The sequence below is a fragment of the Armatimonadota bacterium genome (assembly GCA_031459765.1).
In the GTDB taxonomy this organism is placed as follows: Bacteria; Sysuimicrobiota; Sysuimicrobiia; order Sysuimicrobiales; family Kaftiobacteriaceae; genus Kaftiobacterium; species Kaftiobacterium secundum.
This window is the reverse complement of sequence record JAVKHY010000003.1, coordinates 123,146-140,520: the sequence shown is the minus strand read 5'-3', so window position 1 is coordinate 140,520 and position 17,375 is coordinate 123,146. Positions and strand designations below refer to the sequence as shown.

Here is a 17,375-nt window from a genome sequence, read left to right as displayed (position 1 = left end):
CGAACGTCCACTACTGCCCGTAGGGAGACTGGCGACGAGAGGTGGTGGCGTGAAACGATGGCGGCTGGTGGCGGCGGCGCTGGCGGCCACCCTGCTGCTGGCGCCGGGCACGGCGCAGGTGGGCCCGGTGCGTCCGGCGATTACCCGTGACGAAGGGTGGCTGAATCCTTACACGTACCAGAGCGGCTATCCCGGCTGGAATCTGATGACGTTAGTCTTCGACCCGTTGTTCTATCCGGACAACAACAACGAGCCGATCCCCTGGCTCCTGCTGGCCACGCTGGCCGGCATCGTCTGGGGGCTGGCCGCCGTCTGGCGGCGTGGCCGGAGGTTCGACATCGCCTCGCTGGGCCATCATGCGCTACGCGACGCTCATAGCGAGCTGATCTACGGGATCCGCATCTCCATGACGATCGGCTTCCTGGCCGCCGCCGCGGCCATCTCCATCGGTACGGTGGTGGGCGTGGTGGCGGGCTACTTCAGCGGGTGGGCGGATGCCGTGCTGATGCGGCTCGTGGACGTCGTGCTCGTCATCCCGTTCCTTCCCTTGATGATCCTGCTGGCGGCCTACCTCGGGCCGTCGCTGTGGAACATCGTCCTCGTCATCGGCGCGCTGGTCTGGGCCCGGCCGGCGCGGGTGCTGCGGGCGCAGGTGCTCTCCCTGCGCGCACTGGAGTTCGTCGATGCGGCGCGGGCGCTGGGCGCCTCTTCCGGCCGGATTCTCCGCCGCCACATCCTGCCGGGCGTGCTGTCCCTGGCGCTGGCGCAGTTCATCTGGCCGCGAGCGGGGCGATCCTCATCGAAGCCTCGCTGTCCTTTCTCGGCCTGGGCGATCCGCCCGCGAAATCCTGGGGCGCCACGCTGTACTACGCGCAGGTGCGCAGCGCCTTCCTGGGCGGGGCCTGGAAGTGGTGGGTCATCCCGCCCGGGCTCCTCATCACCATGGCCGTGCTGGGCTTTGCCTTTACCGGGTTCGCGCTCGAGGGAATCTTGAACCCCCGGCTCCGGCGGTAGCCTCGGCCCGCAGGCAATAGTGCCAGCGGCGAGAACGGCACCGACGGCCCCACCTGCGGATTGCTGTGCTGAATCAGCCGGACTCCACCGGATACTCCTGGTTCATCCATTCCACGATGCCACCGGCCATGTTGAGCGCGCCCTGATGACCGGCTCGACGCAAGGTTTCCACCGCGATGGCGCTCCGCCGGCCGGTCGCACAGTACACGATCACCGTCCCGCCCGCTGGAATCTCGTCCGCGCGCCGCGAGATCTCCCCCAGGGGAATCAAGACGGCCCCGGGGATCCGCGCAGTGCGCCACTCCCATTGCTCGCGGACGTCGATCAGCACGGCCTCGCCGCGTTCCATCATCATCTGGGTCTCGGCGACGCTCACCTCCGGAACGGAAGGGATGGCTGCCGGAGGACGAGGTTCAGCCGGCGTGGGCACGCCGCAGAAGGCTTCGTAGTCGATCAGCGCGGTGATCGTGGGATGGTCGCCGCACACCGGGCAGTTCGGGTTGCGGTTCCAGCGCAGGGTGCGGACCTCGCCGGAGAGGGCGTCGAAGATCAGCAGGCGGTTGACCAGCACGTCCCCCCGTCCAAGCAGGAGCTTCACCGTCTCCAGCGCCTGCAGCGTCCCCATGAAGCCGGCCAGCGCGCCGATGACCCCGCCCTCGGCGCAGGAGGGCACGGCGCCCGGCGGCGGCGGCGTCGGGAACAGGCAGCGGTAGCACCCGGAGCCCGGCAGGAAGGTGGTGGCCTGCCCCTCCCATTTCAGGATGCTGGCGTCCACCAGGGGCTTGCGCAGGAAGACGGCGGCGTCGTTCACCAGGTACCGGGTGGGGAAGTTGTCGCTGCCGTTGACCACCACGTCGTAGTCGCGCAGGATGTCCAGGGCGTTGTCGCTGCTGAGCACCGTCTGGTAGGGGACCACGGTGACGTCGGGGTTGATGTCCTCCAGGGTGCGGCGGGCCGACTGGGTCTTGGGACGGCCGACGTCGTGGGTGTAGTGCAGCACCTGCCGGTGCAGGTTGGTGAGGTCCACGCGGTCGCCGTCCACCACGCCCAGCGTCCCCACGCCGGCCGCGGCCAGGTAGAGCGCCACCGGGCTGCCCAGCCCGCCCGCGCCGACGATCAGGACCTTGCTCTCCAGCAGCCGGCGCTGGCCGGCGACGCCGAGCTCCTCGAGGATGATCTGCCGCGCGTAGCGCTCCAGTTGCTCCCGTGACAGGACGGATCCCTTCCGGACGACCGTCGACATGTCGCTGCTCTCCGCTACTACAGAATCAGAATCCCGTTCTGGCGCACCGTCGACTCCCCTCACTCCAGCGACCCGGCAGCCCTCCGCGGCCGCCGCCAGCGAAAGGCGGCGCGTTCCAGGCACTCGAATCCCATGAAGATCACAAAGGTCACCGCGACCACGACCACAATCAGGGCGATGGTCATCGCCGCGTTGTAGGTGCTCTGGGCGAACGACAGGAGGTAACCGAGTCCGCGGCTGCTCGCCACGAATTCGCCCACCACGGCCCCGGTGAACGCAAAGCCCACCGCGATCTTCAGGCTGCTGAGCAACCAGCCCATCACGGAGGGGAGGTAGACCTCGCGAATCACGTCCCGTCCGCCTCCGCCCAGCGTGCGCACCCGATCGATCAGCCGCGGATCCACGTGCCGGATGCCGGAATAGACCGCGAAGAATACGGTCACCGCCACCAGGAGAAAGCTGAGCGCCACCTTCGAGCCGGCGCCGATCCCGAACCAGATCACGAACAAGGGGGCCAGGATCACCCGGGGGATGGCGTTCAGCAGGGTCATGGCCGGCTGCAGCACCTCCGCCACCGCGGGCAGCAGCGCGGCCCCCAATCCGAGCACCGCGCCCGCGGCGAGGCCCAGAAGGAGGCCCCCGACGGCCTCGGTCAATGTGACGGCGAGGTGCGGCCAGATCTGCCCGCGGCGCAACGCCTCGAGGAGGACCTCGAGGATCTGCGTCGGCGGCGGCGTGAGCAGCGCACTGATCCAGCCCAGCCGGGCCGCCGCCTCCCAGACGGTGAGGACAGCCAGCAGCGTCCCGGCGCGCCTCATGCCGGCACCTCCCATCCCATCCGGCCTGCCTCCCGCTGCAGCTGCGTCCAGACCTCCTGCAAGAGCTGCCCGAAGGCCGGCAGCGCGCGCACCGCGGCGAGATCTCGGGGATAGCCGTAGGGCACCCGGTGCAGGTGCGTGATGCGGGCCCCCGGGCCCGCGGACATCAGCGCCACCTGCTCGGACAGCAGCAGCGCCTCTTCGAGATCGTGCGTCACCAGCAGCACGGTCACGCCCGTCTCCCGGACCAGGGAGAGGAAGTCCGCTTGCACCAGGTGTCGGAGGATGGCGTCCAGGCTGGCGAAGGGCTCATCCATCAGCAGCAGCCGCGGCCGGGGCGCCAGCACCTGGGCCAGCGCCACGCGCTGCTTCATGCCGCCGGAGAGTTCGTGCGGGTAGTGATCGGCGAACGCCCGCAGACCCAGACGATCCAGCCACCGCTCGGCTTCCTGACGGGCGCGGTCGGTTGGCATCCCTCGAAACCGCAATCCCAAGGCCACGTTCTCCCGGGCCGTCCTCCAGGGCAGCAGCGCATCCTCCTGGAAGAGCATGCCCACGGCAGGAGAGCAGCGATGCACGGGCTGGCCAAAGAGGACGATCTCGCCCTCCGCCGGGGGGAGCAGGCCCGCGATCGCCCGCAGCAGGGTGCTCTTGCCGCACCCTGAAGGGCCGACCAGGCTGAGGAAGCTCCCGGCGGGCACCTGTAGGGACAGCCGGCGGAGGACCACGTGACCGCCGTAGGTCACCGTGAGGTCGCGGATCTCCAGCGCGTTCACAGACTGTCCAGAATGCCGTACGTGATCAGCCGGGTCACATCCACGTTCACGGGCAGGGCTCCGGCCTGGCGCGCGACCTCGGCCACCCGGCGGACGGCGTCGAGCGCGATGCGGCCATCGTCCGTGTACAACACGCGCCGGCGGCGCGCCAGGATCTGTTCCAGCAGCGCGCGGTCCCCCCCGGCGATCAGGTCCGGCGGGAGAGCGTCCACCAGCAGGCGGGGCGTGCCAATGCGCATGAACCGCAGCGACCGGCGCAGCGCCCGCGCCAGCGCCTGCATCTCCTGGCGGCGGCTGTCCCACTCCTGCCGCCGGACCGCGACTCCCATGTGGGCGTAGGGACCTCCCAGGTAGCGATCCGCCTGCGCCGGATCCATCAGGTTGACCAGGACCCGGCCGCCCGCCCGCGCGATCAGCGTCGTGGCCGGCTCCTGCACCATCCCCGCGTCCACGTGCCCGACGCGCAGCGCCTCGTAGAGATTGGGACCGAGCACGGCAAAGCGCACGGCGGCCGGATCGATCCCGGCGCGGCGCAGGAGATAGATCGACAGCTGATGGTCGGCGTTGCCGGCGGCGGAGACGCCGACGGTGCGGCCCGCGAGATCCGGAAGGCCGCGGATGGCCGCGGCGGTCTTCGGCCCCACCGCGAGGGCAAAGAATGGGAGCCGCCCCGTCGTAAAGAAGCTCACGATATCGGCGCCGCGTCCGAAGGCGGCCACCGACACGTCATACGAGGTCGCCGCGTAGTCGATCGCCCCGCCAATCAGCGCCTGCATGGCCGCCGTCCCGCCGCGGAAGTACACCAGCTCGACGTCCAGGCCTTCTCCGGCGTAGAAACCCTGGCTGCGCGCCACCTCATAGGGGATGATGCAGAGGACCTGGCTGCAGAAGCCCAGCCGGATCTTCCGGGGGGCCTGAGCGCCGACCGGACGCGGAAGCAGCGAAAGGGCCGCGGCCGCCGCCGCGGTGCGGAGCGCCCGGCGTAAGAGCTCACGCCTGGGAAACCGCGCGGTATCGATCGCTGAACCGGTGGTCGACGCAGCGGACGGCCGGACACCTGCCGCATCGCGGCAGCAATCTTCCCGCGCTACCTTGGAGCGAAAAGCCATGGGCAAATTTCTGTTCTCGTGCATCTGCTCCACCTCCGTACAACAAGGCAGGTCAACCGGCGCGACAGCGCCGACCAGATGCCGTGAATTACCTGCGGAGGAACCGAGCTATTCGGAGGGCGCGAAGGCAGTACGCCTTCGCGGAAGACAGATGCACTCGCGCGGGCGGCTGGGGAAGGCCCACTCGTGGCTGATAGAGACAGATCTTGGGATGCTCACGCCATCACGTTCATGACAGAGGTTACCCCTTGCATAGCACATCCGAGGCTCCCTGGCAAGATTGCGCCGGGGGCGGCGACGCCCTGGTCGAATGACTTCGATTAGATCGGGCCAACGGGCTGACTCTGCCCCAGAGCCACCGCCCGAAGTCACCCCGCCACGCGTCCTTCTCGAGCCCGGCGGGTTCCTTCCCGCTCCTGGTCGGCGAGCGCGCGCCGTAGCGTTTCGAGCTTCGCCGGATCGACGTCCCACACCGCCGTCACGAACTGGGCGACGGCATAGTCCCCGAAGTCACGGACCAGACCCTGGGCGATCTCGCGGGAGACCCTGGCCATGAACGCGTCGCGCGGCTCCCGCGCCGCGAACCGGTAGGCCCCGCGGTGCCCTCGTCGGACGAGGATCCTCTTCTCGGCCAGACGGTTCATGACGGTCATCACGGTGTTGAAGGCGATCGGGCGCCGCTTCGCCAGCGCGTCCCAGACCCGCCGGATGGTCGTCTCGCCCTGGCGCCACACCTCCTCCATCACCTCGGCCTCGAGGGAGCCCAGCACGCAGGTCAACCCGCGCCCGCGCGCGCGAAAGACCCACCCCGCCGCTCGTTTGGACATCTCCGCATCTCCTCGTCGGATCCTCCGCCAGGTCGAACACTACAGAATATAGTGCTCCTGCCGGCGCCGCGTCAAAGCATATCATCATCGGGACGAAGACCAGGGCGCGACGGGCGGCCCGGCCGACCAGATGCGACCATGCTCAGCGCCGGAGAGGGGAGCGGCGGGATCTGCAGCAAGGTCCGGCAGAGTTGAAACAGGTGCAGGACGCCGGAGGATAGTGCACGCCATCCGATCCGCCTTCCCCGGAGGTCGCCACCGCACCATCCGGCCAGAGCAGCACACGTGGATCACCGGGCGAGGCTGCTTATCCCTCCTTGGGCAGCGCGACCATGAAGCGGGTGCCCTGACCCGGGTTGCTTTCCACCATGATAATGCCGCCCTGAGCTTCGACGAGGCGCTTGGCGATGGCCAGGCCCAGCCCGGCTCCGCCTCCTCCGCCCGCCCGCGCCTTGTCCACTTTGTAGAACCGGTCGAAGATATGCGGCAGCTCCGATTCCGGGATCCCCGGCCCTGTATCCGCGACGCTGAGCAGCACGTGGCCGCGGCGTTCCGCGGCGCCGACCGTCACGGTTCCCCCGGGGGACGTGTGTTTGAAGGCGTTGTCCAGGAGGTTGCTCAAGACCTGGATCGTCCGGTCCGCATCCGCCTTCACCGCGGGGAGACGCGGGGGGATCTCAAGCTTGAGCGTAATGCGGGATCGCTCGGCACGGGGTTGAAATGGCTGCGCAGCGCGCCGGAGCAGATCGGCCGGCGACACAGCGGTGAGATTCAGCCGCACCTGCCCGGCGTCGACCAAGGAGAGATCGAGCAGGTCCTCCACCAGGCGGCGCAGCCGCGCCACCTCGCGCTCGATGTCGCCGGCTACCGGGGCCGCCTGATCCGGGTGCCTCTCGAGCACCGCCTTCAGGGCCTCGACGGCCACGGCGAGGTTGGCCACCGGGGTGCGCAGCTCGTGCGCCGCGTCGGCCACGAAGGCCCGGCGCATCGAATCGATGCGCTCCAGTTCGCTGGCCATGTAGTTCAGCGATCGGGCCAGGTCGCCGAGCTCGTCGCGGGTCTGCACCGGCACGCGTTCGCTCAACCGGCCGGCGGCCAGCCGGCCGGCCACAAGCTGCATCTGCTGTACTGGCGCCGCGATGCTGCGGGCAAGGAGCAGCCCCACCCCCGTCGCGATGAGCAGCGCCACGACCGTGCCCCAGGCCACGACCCAGCGGAGATGCTGTATCTGCGCATGGAGGTAGGTCAGCGGGCGGGCGACGTGCACCGTTCCCAGGAGGCGGGCGCCCGTGCGCACCGGCACCGCGGCATAGACTGCTTCGCCGCTTCCTGGCACCGCGCCAACGCCTGTGACCTCTTTGCCGCCCAGCGCCTCGGGCACGCTGGGATGTGCCAGTGCCCGGGCTCCGATCGCGACCTCCGGCAGGCCCTGCACGGCCACGATCACGCCCTCCGCATCCGTGACCATGACGAGGGGACTGTCCGCCGCGTGATGCGCGCGCTGAAGATGTCGGGCAATGGCCTCGACGTCGCCCGAACCGAGTCCTTCGACCGCATTGATCGCCATGAGACGGGCCAGGTCGAGGAGATCGACCTTGAGTTGCTCCGTGAACGCCGCCTCGAACTGCCGCGCCAGGTGCACGCCCAGGAAGACCAGGGCGGAAGACACAACGATCAGGTAGGTGGCCAGCAGCCTCCAGCGGATCCGGCGGAACATGGGACGTCTACACGCGGAAGCGGTAGCCCACGCCGTGCACCGTCTCGATACGGGCGGGCTTGCTGGGATTGTCTTCGATCTTCTCCCGGAGCCAGCGAATGTGGACGTCCAGCGTGCGCGTATCGCCGAAGAAATCCTGGCCCCACACGCTGTTGAGGAGAAAGTCGCGACCGAGCACACGGCCGGCGTGGCTGACCAACACCCTCAGCAGGTCGAATTCCTTCGGGGAGAAGGCGACCTCCTTTCCGGCGACGGTAACCTGGCGGCGGCCCACGTCGATCTCGACGTCCCCGGCGGCAAGCCGCTCCTGCTGCGCGTACTGGCCCTGCATCTGAGCCCGCCGCAGCTGCGCCTTCACCCGGGCGACCAACTCGCGGGAGCTGAAGGGCTTGGTCACGTAGTCGTCCGCACCCACCTCCAGCCCCACCACCTTGTCCACCTCGGCCGTCTTGGCGGTCAGCATGATGATGGGAACGACGGACCAGGAGCGGATCTGCCGGCACACGGCCAGACCGTCCATTCCCGGCAACATCACATCCAGCAGGATGAGGTCGGGGCGTTCGGCGCGTGCGGCGTCCAGCGCCTGTACCCCGTCGGCGGCCACGACCACCTCGTACCCCTCCTGCGCGAGCAGCGTGGACAGCGACCGGACCATCGTCTCCTCATCATCCACCACCAGGATCTTCACCGCCGTTCCCCTCCCTGTCGCCCGCCTCGCCCTGGATACGCCGACCGGCACACGGCCCGTGCTCTAGGGTATCGCGATTCCGAATTCGGGGCCAGCGATTCGGCCGGGGAGGTTCTCGCATTGCAGGAGAAGGCTACGCGGCGCAGCGGGATCCGCGACGCCGGTGGGTTCGGCCCGCGGCGGCCCGGAATGCCGTCAGGAGGTCGTCCACCTCCGGCGACGATGCCCCCGCCCGGAGGCAGCGAAGCATGTGGTGCCGACAGATCTGGGCGGTCACAGCCCCCAACGCGGCCCGCACGGCCCGCAGCTGCGCGACGGCCTCCAGCGTGCGGCCCTGCGCGACCAGCCGGTCCACGGCCTGCAGGTGTCCCTGGATGACGCGCAGCCGGGTTGAGACGGAGGAGACGGAGGGCGCCGTCATCGCGCCACCAGCCAGATAAGCATGATCGCGAAGGCCGCCGCCGCCAGCAGCAAGAGGATGAGCACGACACGGTCGCCCGCTGGCTCGTCGGGCAGTCCGTCTTCCGGGAACCTCATGCTCTCACCGATCCCCCACCAGGCGGACCAGGCCGATGACCAGCAAGGCATATGCGCCAGCGAGGATCGCGAGTCCCGGGAGGATCACATCAGGCAGCGAACCATTCACCAGCCGGATGACCAGCTTGGCGCCCACGCCCTGGGTGAGCGTCGCCGCCGCGAAGGCGGCGAGAAACGCCCACGGCAGCCGGCGCTCAGGCGAACGCACGCAGCACACCTCCAACGTGCTCGGCGCCCGGCGTGAGATAGGCCAGCAGGCCGAACCCGACCAGGGCCAGCACGATCACGACGGCCACGGCAATCGCCAGGCGGCGCCGCGCCGGGAGCACCTCGGGTGAACGGTCGACAAATGGTACCAGCAGGAGCAGAGCAAACGCTACGACGCTGACCCAGAACAGGCCCGGGACGCCAATCCAGTTCTCAAAGGCAAACAACGGCAGGAACGGCCACGGTGGCTTGGTGACCTCGATGCCCTCAACCGGCGCCGGTCCAACGATGGGCGGCAGCAGCACCGCCAGCGCCAGCACCACGCCCACAAGCACCAGGGCGTACTTTCCCAGATGCTTCAGGTGCGACGAGAACGGCAGGTACTCCCCTACAGGACGGCCGGGCCGCGCCGAGATACCGTGCCGCCGGATCAGCCAGAAGTGCGCGGCCAGCAGAAGGATGAGGATTCCCGGCAGGATGCTGACGTGGGCGATGTACAGCCGCACAAGAATGGGGACGTTCTGCGCAAACGCGTGCGCGAACCAGTGGCCCAGACCTCCCAGCAGTTCGCCGATCGCCACGTTGTGCTCGAGGGCCTCGAACCCCTCCTGGTCCCACTTCAGCACCGTCCCCGTGAAGAACAGACCGATGGTTGTGGCCAGCAGCCCGACGCCGATGACCCAGTTCGCCTCCCTGGGCTTCTTGAACGATGCCGTGAAGAACACCCGCAACAGATGCAGCACGACGGCCAGCATCACGACCTGCGCCGCCCAGTAATGAATGCCGCGCACGAACCGCTGGAGACCCATCCCCTGCATCATCGCGCGCACACTGTCGTTGGCGAACTGCGGCATGGGGGAGTAGTACTGCGCCAGCAGGATGCCCGAAATGATCAGCACGATGAACCCGATCAGGGAAATTCCGCCCAGCGAGTACGCCAGGGTGTTGGCGTGCCGGGGAACGGGATATGTCAATTCGGAGAGACCCAGACGCTCGTCGAGCGCCCGCCATGCTCCCGCACGCTGGCGCGCGTCGGGCTGCTCTGTTTGCCACGGCTCGATTCTCGTTGTCACGAGTGCACCTCCCCGCGGCCGCGCCGCAGCGAGGTGGCGCCGAGCCCGATGAGCGCCAGCGCGGCGGCAAGCAGCGCAATTTCCACGGGGGAGCGAGCGAATCTGACCCGCAGGGGCTCGGCCATCTTCATCGCCACATCCGCGGACGGCGGCATCGGCGGCTGGACGGCAGGCGCCGGCGGGGACACAGCGCCGGTGGCGGCCGGTGCCGGCGACGAGACGGAGCGACCGGGTCCTTCCGGAGGTTTGACCAGTCCCGCGGGTCCGATCGAAGCTATGAGCAGCCTCCGCGCCTCGGCGATGTCGCCTCGGTCCAGCGCCCGCAGCGCTTCTCTAACCTGCCCCAGATTGACCCCCGCGGTCTTCTTCGACTCGAGGACCGCCTCGAGGCGCTCCTTCACCTCCCCGGTCATGGCGGGGTTCTGAGCCAACAGCCCCGAGGCCTGGCGGACCAGGGTCAGGGCGTCCTCGGGGAGTTTGCCCTTATGGGCCGTCGCGCCCGTCGCGGCCCCGCCGACCAGCAGAAACGTGAGCACTCCAGCCCACGCGGCCACCTTCGGGTTTACCATCATGGCTTTCCCCCGGCCTCCACTCGTCGTCGAAACAACCGCACGTGCAGCCAGTTCTGCACCGCGGACACGACGACGGCCACGGCGCCGCCGATCAGCACGAACCAGAGCGCCGTCTCCACCGTCAACCACAGCGCGTGCCAGATGGGGTTCACCCGTCATCGCACCTCATTCGGCGCACTCCCCCGCCTTCGACCCTTACGATGCGCCGCAACGCGCGAAACGTGGGTAACATTGCCTTATCGGCGTGTCTAATCCCTCTTGAGGGCGGTGTCCCCGTGTCTCCGCGCGTAGCGGCGCGGATCGCGCCGCACTCCGTGCCCCCTCGGCATGCCCGCCCTCCTCACAAATCCGCTAGCTCCGCGCCTTCAGCAATGGAGCCAGCACCGGCATCGTGATGATCCACGTGAGCAGGAACACCCACGCCGCCCCGCCGTAGCGCGCCACAGGAGGATAGCCGCCCAACACGGCCGTGATTCCGAAAAAGGCTAGGGCCGCCGCCAGCGCCACCAGTACCCCCAGCAGACCGGCGCGCCGGATGCCGCCTTCTCGCCCCGCCATCGTCACCTCACCCCTCCCCCCCGGCGACCGGTACCGGGCCGGGGAGTCGCAGGGGCCTCCCCGCCGCGACCCGCAAGCTCGGAGCAAAGCGCTTCAGCAAAGTCGTGTTCAGCGTTACGGTGAGCGAGCTGATCGCCATCAGGAACGCGGCGAGCTCAGGACTGACGACCTGCTGCGACCACGGGTAGAGCGCGCCAGCCGCCACGGGGATGGTCACCGTATTGTACACGAACGCCCAGAACAGGTTCTGCTTCACCTTGCGCATCGTCGCCCTGGCGACCTCGATCGCCGTGACGACGTCCCGCAGATCGTCCTTGATCAGGATGACGTGCCCGGTCTCCTTGGCCACGTCGGTGCCGGAGCCGATCGCCATCCCGACATCCGCCTGGGCCAAGGCCGGCGCATCGTTCACCCCGTCGCCGACCATGGCCACGCGGCGGCCCTCCTGCTGCAGCCGCCGGATTTCCTCCGCCTTGTCCTGCGGCAGCACTTCGGCCAGGACGCGGTCGATGCCGACCTGACGGGCGATCGCCGTCGAGGTCCGCTCGTTGTCGCCGGTGATCATCACGACCTGCAGGCCGAGGCGGTGCAGGATGCGGATGGCCTCGGCGGAGTGCTCCTTTAACGTATCGGCGACGGCAATCAGCCCGACCGGACGCCGGTCCGCGGCAACGAACACGACCGTTTTCCCGTTCTGCTCCAGCGCCTCCGCCCGGCCGGCGAGGCCCGAGAGGTCCACGTCCCGGTCTCGCATCAACTTGCGATTGCCGAGCAGGATCGGCAGGCCCCGCACCGTCGCCTCTACGCCGTGACCCGGGATGGCGTTGAAGCTCTCGGGCTCCTCGACGGCCAGATCGCGGGCGCGGGCCCCGCGCAGGATCGCCTCCCCGAGCGGGTGCTCGGAATTCACCTCGGCCGCCGCGGCCAGCCCCAGCACGCTGTCCGTTGACCACCCCGGGACGGGGATGACGTCCGTTACGGATGGCTCGCCTCTGGTCAGCGTGCCCGTCTTATCGAAGACGATGGTGGTCAGCTTGCTGGCGTTCTCGATGGCGTCGGCGCCCTTGAACAGGATTCCGTGCTCCGCCGCCTTCCCGGTGCCGGCCATCATCGCGCTGGGCGTGGCCATGCCCACCGCGCAGGGACAGGAGATCACCAGCACCGCCACGGAGACCAGCAGCGCGAACCCGAAGGCCCCGACTCCGGCCAGGGTGTAGGGCGTGAGCATCAGGCGCGTTCCGGGAGTGAAGAATGCCTGGTAGCCCAGGAAGAACCAGAACAGGAACACGGTCAGCGCCAGCACGTGCACCCAGAAGATGAACTTGCCGGCGACCAGGTCGGCCAGCTTCTGGATGGGCGCCTTGCTGGCCTGGGCTTCCTCGACCAGCTTGATGATCTGCGCCAGCGCCGTCTCGCGGCCGACCTTCGTGGCCTGGAACCGGAACGCCCCGGTCTTGTTCAGCGTCCCGCCGATGACCTCGTCGCCGGCGCGCTTCTCCACCGGCATCGACTCGCCGGTGAGCATGGACTGGTCCACCGCGGAGTAGCCTTCGAGCACGATGCCGTCGACGGGGATCTGCTCGCCCGGGCGGACGACCACAATCTCGCCGACCTCGACCTCGTCGGCCGGGATCTCGACTTCGGCGCCGTCCCGCAGCACCCGGGCGACTTTCGGCTGCAGGCTCATCAGCTTACGGATGGCGTCCGAGGCCCGGCCGCGAGTGAGCGCTTCGAGGTACCGCCCGAGGATGATGAACGCCGTCAGCAGCGCCGCGGCCTCGTAGAAGGTGGCCTCCGGGCCGCCGAACCCGGCCTGCGGCCAGAAGGTGTTGAGGACGGCGATGAGGTAGGCGGCGCCGATGCCCGTGGCGTAGAGCAGGTTCATATCGGTGACGCCGTGGCGCAGACCGCGGTAGCTGTTCACGAAGAACTGCCACCCCGGGCCGAAGACGATCGGCGTCGTGATCGCAAACAGCACGAACGGGTTGGCGAGCACTCTCGGCACGAACCGCGGCAGGATCCACACCTCCTGGAACGTGCCCAGCATCACGACGAGCGCCAGCGGCCAGGAGATCAGCACCCACCGGCCCTGCCGCCGGATCTCGCGCCGGCGGGCCTCGCGCTCCCGGTCCAGCGCGGCTACGCCCTCGAGCCGCTCCGCCGCCTCGTAGCCGAGATCGCGGATCGTCCGCTTGATCTGGGCCGGGGTCGTCACGCCCGGATAGTAGGTGACGCGCGCCGAACCCGCAGCCAGGCTGACCTGCACCGATTCCACGCCGGGCATGCCGCCCACCGCGCCCTCGATCGCGGCAACGCATGACGCGCAGCTCATACCGCCGATCTGCAACACCAGATCCTCGGTCCCCACCCCGTACCCGAGGTCCCGGACGACCCGCGCCATCTGGGCCGGCGTCACCCGGGCGGGGTCGAAGGTGACGAACGCCTTCTCGGCGGTCAGGTTCACGCTGGCCCGCCGCACGCCGGCCATCCCGGCCAGCGCTCCTTCGATAGTCGCCGCGCATGACGCGCAGGACATGCCCCGGATCGGCAGGACAACTTCCACCGCTTCAGGCGGATTCTTGTCATCAGGCATCTCGACGGGACCCTCCACGCCGGTGAGGAGATGCGGCGCCCGCGAGGGCGCGCGGGACGCAGATGAGATAGCATACCAGCACAATGGCCGAGACCAGCACCACCGCGGTGACGGCGGCGACGCGCGGTCCGAAGATCGGCAGGATCAGGACGCCCACGGCGGTCAGAGCGCAGAGCGCGATCAGCCCGCTCATCATCATCCAGGTCTCGTCCTCCGCCCTGAGGCGCAGGCGCGCCATCAGGCTTGGCCTAGAGGCGCCCGTCGATGCGACGGCATGGATGCGCGCGGGATAGGACTCTGGGGCTGCACTATCCACGGACCATCCGCCCCACGGCCGCAGGCACCGCGGCGATCAGCCACCCCACAAAGGCGCCGTAGAGCACGGCAATCATCGCCTCCCGCCTCATGACCCGTTCCCTCCCACCCCTTGCGCCAGCCTGGACCCATCGTAGCCCGCCAGGCCACAAGCGATGGTTAAGAGCGGATTAGGGGGTGGTTAAGAATTCCTTAAGACCTGCCCCCACGGTCACGGTGTTCGCTCCCCGCCACGACCACGAAGGGAACCTCCGGCGCCCGGAAGGTGTCAGTCGGGATGGTGGTGACCGTCGTGATGGTGATGATCGTGCGGCAGGGGACCCGCGGTCAGGTAGCGCGGGGGATCCTCCTCAAACCGCACCTTGCACGCCGGGCAGGCGAAGTAGTAAATCTCGCCCCGGTACTCCGAGAACAGCGCCTTGTTTGCGGGCTTTCCGCAGACCGGACACGTCGGCATCGGCGTCCCCTCCTTCGAGCATCTAACAACAGCCTCCACGGCGCGTGTGAGCCTTCTGGTCCGGAGCGTGGTCATGATACGGTCCGGACGTCGCATGGTCGTCAATGGAGGAGGCGTCGGTTGAATGCGCGGCAGGAGGGCTGTGGTGCGGTCTCTGGGCGTCTGGCGATCCCCTCCTCGCAGGCCGGCCATGCGCGCCTCCGTGCCCCCCGTGGCCGCCGTGCATGAACCCGTGCAGCCACAGGAAAGCCAGGAAGAACAACCCGTAGAGCACCCACGTCCCATAGGCCTGCCACAGCTCAGCCATCGTCGTCCTCCTCCCCGAGCGAGTATCGCGTTCATCCTAGCCGCGGGAGGGGCGGCAGATGGTTATTGCGACCTTATGGAACTGTTAAGGTTGTGTTAAGGCGAGCGCATCAGCGCTGTCCCTGCAGGAAGGCGAGCGGATCCAGAGGGACCTTGTTCCGGCGCACCTCGAAGTGCAGGTTCGGCCCCGTCACCTCGCCGGTCGCGCCCACGCGCGCCACGAGCTGTCCCTGTGTCACCCGGTCGCCCACCTTCACCAGGAGTTGCGAGGCGTGGCCGTAGTAGGTGGTGAGCCCGCCGCCGTGGTTGAGAATCACCAAGCGCCCGTAGCCGGCCAGCCGGCCGGCGAACTGCACCGTGCCGTCGAGGGCGGCGGTGATCGGGGTCCCCGCCGGCGCGGCGATGTCGATGCCGTGGTGGTGACGTCCCCAGCGAAATCCAAACCGCGAGGTGATCAGGCCCCGACTGGGCCAGGCAAGCCGGGGGCGCGGAACTCCCTGCAGCGTGCCGGCGCTCGGCCCCAGGATCACCCGCTGCCCGGGATACAGCCGGTTGTCATCGGGCAGACCGTTGATCGCGGCGAGCGCGTCGACGGACAGGCCGTGGCGACGCGCGATGGACCAGAGCGTCTCCCCGGTCTGGACGATGTGCGGCGTGGGATCGGGATCGGCGGGTGCGGCGAACGCAGGTTGCGCTGACCACAGCGTCGCGATGAGCGCAGCGAACGCGAAGCTGGCGAAGCGGTAGCCCATCTCCGCCTCCTGTCAGGACGGTGAAGATCGCGGCCCCCCGCAGCCCGTAGGCGCAGGAGGGACGCGCTACCCAGCTCCATCGACTCCCGCCCCACCGCCGGCGGGCACCGGCGCGTGGCAGGCGGGCCGGACTTGTCTACGGTCACCTCCGCGATGCCCGCGGGACAAACCGGGGCACCTCCCGCATGTACTGTCGGTACGCCGGCAATCGCTGCACGAGGTCCAGTTCCTCGAGCCTGGCCTGCAGAATCACCCAGAGAAGGCCCAGTGCACTCGCCGCCGCCACCGCCGATGTCGGCCGAATCAGGACCAGGCCAGGGAAGATCAACAGGCCGCCGGCGTAGATGGGATGCCGCACCCGGCCGTACAGACCCGTGCGGACGAGGGTATCCCGGACCGACGGCATGTGCGTCCGCCACCCCAGTTGCAGGTGGCCCAAGATCACGGGGATCGACCCCGTGACGATCAGCAGCCACCCTGTGATCCGGACCGCCGGACCTGAGGCGAACAGCCACGGTGTCGACGCCTGCCAGGCCAGGATGTAGCCGGCCGCCCACAGTGGGATTCCCACGAGGTTGCGCAGGATCATCGTCGCCATCTGACCGCCGTGCTCTCCGAAGCGCCGGGAGAAGGCGGCTGTGAAGGCGCTGACCCCGCTGACGGTGAACCCCAGCACGAGCGGCACAAAAAAACCGTACATCACGCTGCTGCACACTCCTTTCCTCTATGCGCTGGCAGTGTATCCCGGCGGGCGCGGCGGGTGCTTAAGGCGTCGTTAGCAGATGTTGAAGGTTTCGTTAAAGACGCGAGCGCCCGGTCGCGCGGACCGGGCGCTCGCGCTCACTCGACGCGCTCCGGGGCTCAGTGGCCGTGGGCGTGCCCCCGGTGCTCTACGTACTTCTGGGGTTCCTTGTCGAACGCCGCCTTGCAGCCGTTCGAACAGAAGTGGTAGGTCTGGCCGTGATAGACAGACGTCCCGGCTGCCTTGCGCTCGTCGATCTGCATCCCGCATACCGGATCGGTCACCATGGGCATCGCTCCCTTCGTGGGTGCTCTCTGAGAGATTACTTCACCGCCAGGGTGCCCTTCATTCCCGCCTCGTAGTGGCCGGGGATGTGGCAGGCAAACTCGAAGGTGCCCGCCTTCTTTGCCGTAAACCGGATTGTGACGCTCTGGCCGGGATCGACCATCACCCGTTCCAGACGGGATGACGTGGACGGTTTCTTGCCCGGATAAACCACCTCGATGACGCCGATGTCCTTGAAGTACGTATTCTCGGCCCCGTACTTGTCCATGTCCATGTTCATGGCCATGGACCCGGGAGACGTATAGAGCATGAACTCGTGCTGGACAGCGCCCTTGTTCGTCACGATCAGCTCCACCGCCGTCCCCGGCTTCAGCGCAATGGTCCTGGGAGCGTACTGGAACTCTGTCATCGTAAGCGTTAGTTTCTGGGCCGGCGCGGCGACCACATCCGCCGCCGCCCCTCCGATCGTCAGGACGCCCACCAGGAAGATCGCTTTCACCCGCATCGTCTCACCTCATCATCCTCGAGTCTGAACCCGCTGCAAAGTCACGCCAGCCGTTCATGAGCGTACACGACACCCCATAGTGGGGCAATATCCCCGTATAACGTTGGCGAGGAGCAAGGTAACCCAGCCGGGCTGGCAGCGGCAGCAGCCACAAGGCGAGCACGACCACAGTGACCATGGCTAGGAACGCCGCAATGCCCAGGACCAAAACCGCGGCAAGACCGAAGACGACACCCTTTCACGCCGCTCTCCTGCCGCCCGCCTGCTACGCCCTGCGGCGG

At 68.4% G+C, this 17,375-nt stretch carries 22 protein-coding genes; 1 reads left to right on the top strand and 21 read right to left on the bottom strand.

Annotated elements, in window-relative coordinates; translation table 11 throughout:
* Positions 1 to 49: 49 nt before the first annotated feature.
* The gene (locus QN141_05355; GenBank protein ID MDR7557899.1) at positions 50 to 994 is read left to right on the top strand and encodes an ABC transporter permease subunit; all 945 of its coding nucleotides are present in this window, start codon (positions 50 to 52) and stop codon (positions 992 to 994) included.
* A 93-nt stretch (positions 995 to 1,087) separates the two neighbouring features.
* On the opposite strand, the gene moeB is transcribed toward QN141_05355, so the two are convergent.
* The 21 genes from moeB to QN141_05250 all read right to left on the bottom strand — a co-directional run bounded on the left by moeB (position 1,088) and on the right by QN141_05250 (position 17,094).
* A complete protein-coding gene (gene moeB / locus QN141_05350; protein MDR7557898.1) occupies positions 1,088 to 2,257 on the bottom strand; it encodes a molybdopterin-synthase adenylyltransferase MoeB in 1,170 nt (389 codons plus the stop codon).
* Positions 2,258 to 2,316: 59 nt separating this feature from the next.
* Complete coding sequence (locus QN141_05345; protein ID MDR7557897.1) at positions 2,317 to 3,075, bottom strand: ABC transporter permease; 759 nt, start codon at positions 3,073 to 3,075, stop codon at positions 2,317 to 2,319.
* A complete protein-coding gene (locus tag QN141_05340) occupies positions 3,072 to 3,851 on the bottom strand; it encodes an ABC transporter ATP-binding protein (protein ID MDR7557896.1) in 780 nt (259 codons plus the stop codon). The genes QN141_05345 and QN141_05340 overlap by 4 nt, the downstream gene beginning before the upstream one ends.
* Positions 3,848 to 4,984, bottom strand: coding sequence for an ABC transporter substrate-binding protein (locus QN141_05335; protein ID MDR7557895.1), 1,137 nt, complete (start codon positions 4,982 to 4,984; stop codon positions 3,848 to 3,850). Before QN141_05335 ends, QN141_05340 begins: the two co-directional genes overlap by 4 nt.
* 344 nt (positions 4,985 to 5,328) lie before the next feature.
* Complete coding sequence (locus QN141_05330) at positions 5,329 to 5,787, bottom strand: BlaI/MecI/CopY family transcriptional regulator (GenBank protein ID MDR7557894.1); 459 nt, start codon at positions 5,785 to 5,787, stop codon at positions 5,329 to 5,331.
* A 307-nt stretch (positions 5,788 to 6,094) separates the two neighbouring features.
* On the bottom strand, positions 6,095 to 7,504 hold the full coding sequence (locus QN141_05325; protein MDR7557893.1) for an ATP-binding protein: 1,410 nt from the start codon (positions 7,502 to 7,504) through the stop codon (positions 6,095 to 6,097).
* Between the two features lie 7 nt (positions 7,505 to 7,511).
* Positions 7,512 to 8,192 carry a response regulator transcription factor gene (locus QN141_05320; GenBank protein MDR7557892.1) on the bottom strand — a complete coding sequence of 227 codons (681 nt, stop codon included), beginning with the start codon at positions 8,190 to 8,192 and terminating at the stop codon, positions 7,512 to 7,514.
* Between the two features lie 133 nt (positions 8,193 to 8,325).
* The gene (locus tag QN141_05315; protein MDR7557891.1) at positions 8,326 to 8,613 is read right to left on the bottom strand and encodes a metal-sensing transcriptional repressor; all 288 of its coding nucleotides are present in this window, start codon (positions 8,611 to 8,613) and stop codon (positions 8,326 to 8,328) included.
* 120 nt (positions 8,614 to 8,733) lie between these two features.
* Positions 8,734 to 8,937: a hypothetical protein gene (locus QN141_05310; GenBank protein MDR7557890.1), complete on the bottom strand. Its 204-nt coding sequence runs from the start codon at positions 8,935 to 8,937 to the stop codon at positions 8,734 to 8,736.
* On the bottom strand, positions 8,924 to 10,009 hold the full coding sequence (locus tag QN141_05305) for a cytochrome b N-terminal domain-containing protein (GenBank protein ID MDR7557889.1): 1,086 nt from the start codon (positions 10,007 to 10,009) through the stop codon (positions 8,924 to 8,926). The genes QN141_05310 and QN141_05305 overlap by 14 nt, the downstream gene beginning before the upstream one ends.
* A complete protein-coding gene (locus QN141_05300; protein MDR7557888.1) occupies positions 10,006 to 10,563 on the bottom strand; it encodes a hypothetical protein in 558 nt (185 codons plus the stop codon). Before QN141_05300 ends, QN141_05305 begins: the two co-directional genes overlap by 4 nt.
* Before the next feature lie 14 nt (positions 10,564 to 10,577).
* Entirely contained in the window at positions 10,578 to 10,733 is a 156-nt protein-coding gene (locus tag QN141_05295) for a hypothetical protein (protein ID MDR7557887.1), read from the bottom strand.
* 199 nt (positions 10,734 to 10,932) lie between these two features.
* The gene (locus QN141_05290) at positions 10,933 to 11,139 is read right to left on the bottom strand and encodes a hypothetical protein (GenBank protein MDR7557886.1); all 207 of its coding nucleotides are present in this window, start codon (positions 11,137 to 11,139) and stop codon (positions 10,933 to 10,935) included.
* A gap of 7 nt (positions 11,140 to 11,146) precedes the next feature.
* Positions 11,147 to 13,732, bottom strand: coding sequence for a heavy metal translocating P-type ATPase (locus QN141_05285; protein ID MDR7557885.1), 2,586 nt, complete (start codon positions 13,730 to 13,732; stop codon positions 11,147 to 11,149).
* On the bottom strand, positions 13,725 to 13,970 hold the full coding sequence (locus QN141_05280) for a hypothetical protein (protein ID MDR7557884.1): 246 nt from the start codon (positions 13,968 to 13,970) through the stop codon (positions 13,725 to 13,727). The genes QN141_05285 and QN141_05280 overlap by 8 nt, the downstream gene beginning before the upstream one ends.
* Positions 13,971 to 14,315: 345 nt before the next feature.
* Positions 14,316 to 14,504, bottom strand: coding sequence for a YHS domain-containing protein (locus QN141_05275; protein MDR7557883.1), 189 nt, complete (start codon positions 14,502 to 14,504; stop codon positions 14,316 to 14,318).
* A 22-nt stretch (positions 14,505 to 14,526) separates the two neighbouring features.
* Complete coding sequence (locus QN141_05270; protein ID MDR7557882.1) at positions 14,527 to 14,811, bottom strand: hypothetical protein; 285 nt, start codon at positions 14,809 to 14,811, stop codon at positions 14,527 to 14,529.
* 109 nt (positions 14,812 to 14,920) lie between these two features.
* Positions 14,921 to 15,562, bottom strand: a complete 642-nt coding sequence (locus tag QN141_05265) for a LysM peptidoglycan-binding domain-containing M23 family metallopeptidase (GenBank protein ID MDR7557881.1) — start codon at positions 15,560 to 15,562, stop codon at positions 14,921 to 14,923.
* Between the two features lie 142 nt (positions 15,563 to 15,704).
* Positions 15,705 to 16,262 (bottom strand): methyltransferase, encoded by a 558-nt coding sequence (locus QN141_05260; protein MDR7557880.1) that lies wholly within the window; start codon positions 16,260 to 16,262, stop codon positions 15,705 to 15,707.
* Positions 16,263 to 16,423: 161 nt separating this feature from the next.
* The gene (locus QN141_05255; GenBank protein MDR7557879.1) at positions 16,424 to 16,591 is read right to left on the bottom strand and encodes a YHS domain-containing protein; all 168 of its coding nucleotides are present in this window, start codon (positions 16,589 to 16,591) and stop codon (positions 16,424 to 16,426) included.
* A 35-nt stretch (positions 16,592 to 16,626) separates the two neighbouring features.
* Positions 16,627 to 17,094 carry a cupredoxin domain-containing protein gene (locus QN141_05250; GenBank protein MDR7557878.1) on the bottom strand — a complete coding sequence of 156 codons (468 nt, stop codon included), beginning with the start codon at positions 17,092 to 17,094 and terminating at the stop codon, positions 16,627 to 16,629.
* Positions 17,095 to 17,375 lie beyond the last annotated feature (281 nt).